Origin of the sequence: Streptomyces sp. SM1, assembly GCF_002910825.1 — a bacterium.
Lineage (GTDB): Bacteria > Actinomycetota > Actinomycetes > Streptomycetales > Streptomycetaceae > Streptomyces > Streptomyces okerensis.
In genome coordinates this window covers 1-2598 of sequence record NZ_NEUB01000189.1, presented here as the reverse complement: position 1 = coordinate 2598, position 2598 = coordinate 1, and the positions used below count along the sequence as shown (strand labels likewise).

Genomic DNA, 2598 nt, shown 5'->3' with positions numbered 1-2598 from the left:
TCGGGCGGCGACGGATCGTCCGCGGACTCCACGGAGGCGTCCGCCGCGCGGAGCCCGAGTCCGAGCCCCACTCGCTCCTACCCCCTGTCGAAGGCGCCGCGCACCATACCCGCCGTCCGCGACCACACGGCGGAGCGGGGGCCGGGCTGGCGTCCGGCGCCCACCCACCGGGTGGTCGTGGCCGATCCGGCGCTCGCCGACGAGGGCCGGCTGACAGCCGGGGAGCTCGGGCTGACGTACGCGGGCGAGAAGGACGACGAGCGCGACGGGGACCTGCGCCTCGAGCTGAACCGCGACTCCGGCGCGAACCCGGAGTCGTACACGATGACCGTGCGGGACGGACGGGTGACCGTGACCGCGCCGGCCGAGGCGGGCGTCTTCTACGGCACCCGCACCCTCAAGCAGGAGATCGAGGGGGCCGGCAGCGCCCCCGAGGGCGTGGTGCGCGACGAACCGGCCAAGCCCCGGCGCGGACTGATGCTGGACATCGCGCGCAAGCACTACAGCGCCGAGTGGATAGAGGACCGGATACGGGAACTCGGCGACCTGAAGTACAACGAGTTCGGCCTGCACTTCTCCGACGACCAGGGCTTCCGTATCGAGTCCGACTCGCATCCGGAGATCGTCTCCGCGCAGCACCTGACCAAGGCGCAGGTGAGGAGGATCGTCGACCTCGCGGCCAGCCGGCACATCACCGTCGTCCCCGAGATCGACTCGCCCGGGCACCTCGGCGCGGTCATCGCCGCCCACCCCGACCTCCAGTTGCGCGACGCGGGCGGCGGCACCGTGCGCGGCGCGATCGACATCTCCGAGCCGGAGTCCGCCGAGATCGTCGACGACCTGCTGGACGAGTACGCCGGACTCTTCCCCGGCGGGCAGTGGCACCTGGGCGCCGACGAGTACCAGGCCCTCGTGGTCTCCGACCCCGAGGCGTCCTTCCCGGGCCTGGCCGCCGCCGCGCGGAAGAAGTACGGCGCCGGCGCGACCGTGGAGGACCTGACGACCGGCTGGCTGAACGACCGGGCCGAGACGGTGCGCGCCCACGACCGCACGCCCCGCGCCTGGAACGACGGCTTCTTCAGGGGCGGTTCGGTGCGGGCCGCGGAGGACATCCAGGTGGCCTACTGGACCGGCAAGGAGATCGGCGCCCGTGAGCCGGCCGCGTACCTGGGCGAGGGCCGCGAGGTCGTCAACTACAACGACGAGTTCCTCTACTACGTCCTCGGCGAGCCGCAGACCTTCGTCTACCCGACGGGGGAGCGGATCTACGAGCAGTGGACGCCGCTCGTGCTGCGCGGCACCACCCCCGTCCCGGAGCGGTACGACGACCAGATCCTCGGCGGCTCCCTCGCCGTCTGGGGAGACCTGCCCCGCTCCCAGACCCAGGACCAGGTCGCGGCGGGCATCCGCATGCCCCTGCGGGCGACCGTGCAGAAGTTGTGGGACCCGGGCGCCCCCGCGCTGTCGTGGACGGAGTTCCGGGCCCTGGCGGGCGAGCTGGGCTGACCCGTCCCGTCCGCGCACGCGCGTACCCGGTGTGACGGATTGCCGGAATTGCCTGCGAACCCCCGTGCGACTGTGGTGGTGTTCTGCTGATCCGAACCGACGCACCGGGGAGAACACCAGAACATGGGCTACTGGGGGTACTTCGTCGTGGGCCGTGGGGAGCGGCCGCTCGCCGAACTGGACGCGCTGGCCGGTGCGGCCGGGGGCCTGACCCTGCGCACCTCGGCACCGGGCGGCTGGCAGGTGTGGGAGTACCCGGGCGGCGAGGGCGACGTCGGGAACATGAACGACCTGGCCCGGGAGACCGGGGCGCCCGCCCTGTTCGGATACGTCATGGACAGCGACTGCGTGGTGGTGGAGGCGGCGTCACCCGAGAGCGGGGCGTGGACGACCTGCCTGGCGCGGGCCGCGATGGCCGGGTACCTCGACGGGCAGCGGGAGGGACTCACGGTCGACGACTACTTCCTGGAACCCGCCGACGCCGCCGAGCGTGCCGTCTTCTGGGCCGAGGAGGCGGGGCACACGGTGTCCGCCGGGGAGCTGACCGACGTGCTCACCGCCGACCCCGACCCCCTGGCCGAAAACCTCTTCTTCCGTCTCCTCGGCCGACTCGGAGTGGTGCCCGAGTGACACTCCGGGCCCGTCGCACGCAGTAAGGGGAAATGCGGGCTTCCTAGGGCATGAGACCCGTGCAGGGCCTCACCGGGGGGCCTGTGACGACCCGCAAGGGGAGGCGTGGATGAGCCTGGTGGACCTGATCGCGCAGGCCGACGAACGCGGACTGGCCGTGAGCGGCTTGGCTTGTTTGGATCGGTGCGTGCCCTTGCTGGGCGGCGACGACGAGGTGCTGCGGCCCCTGTGGGGGAGCCTCGCGGAGGACGCGGCCGCCGGCGACTGGACCGAACGGCTGGAGGAGACGCGCGGCAAGCTGGACATGGCGGCCGGCGGCGCGGAGCAGGCGGAGGAGTCCGTGGCGCTCGCGCACCGGATGCTCGCCACCGCCCCCGCGGAGCGGTCCGCCGCCGGTCTCGGGGCGTGGGCCGACTCCTGCTCCCTCGCCGCGCTGCGCATCCACCGGCTGCTGGACGGCCC

2 protein-coding genes and 1 pseudogene are annotated in these 2598 nt (G+C 72.9%); all 3 read left to right on the top strand.

Features of this window, described 5'->3' with window-relative positions:
* Nucleotides 1-1506 (top strand): glycoside hydrolase family 20 protein (locus B9S61_RS04470; RefSeq protein ID WP_103541024.1); only part of this gene is annotated, 1506 nt, incomplete at its 5' end.
* A 123-nt stretch (nucleotides 1507-1629) separates the two neighbouring features.
* Complete coding sequence (locus B9S61_RS04465) at nucleotides 1630-2136, top strand: hypothetical protein (protein WP_103541023.1); 507 nt, start codon at nucleotides 1630-1632, stop codon at nucleotides 2134-2136.
* A gap of 109 nt (nucleotides 2137-2245) precedes the next feature.
* Nucleotides 2246-2598 (top strand): annotated as a pseudogene (locus B9S61_RS04460) (hypothetical protein); the annotation flags it as partial.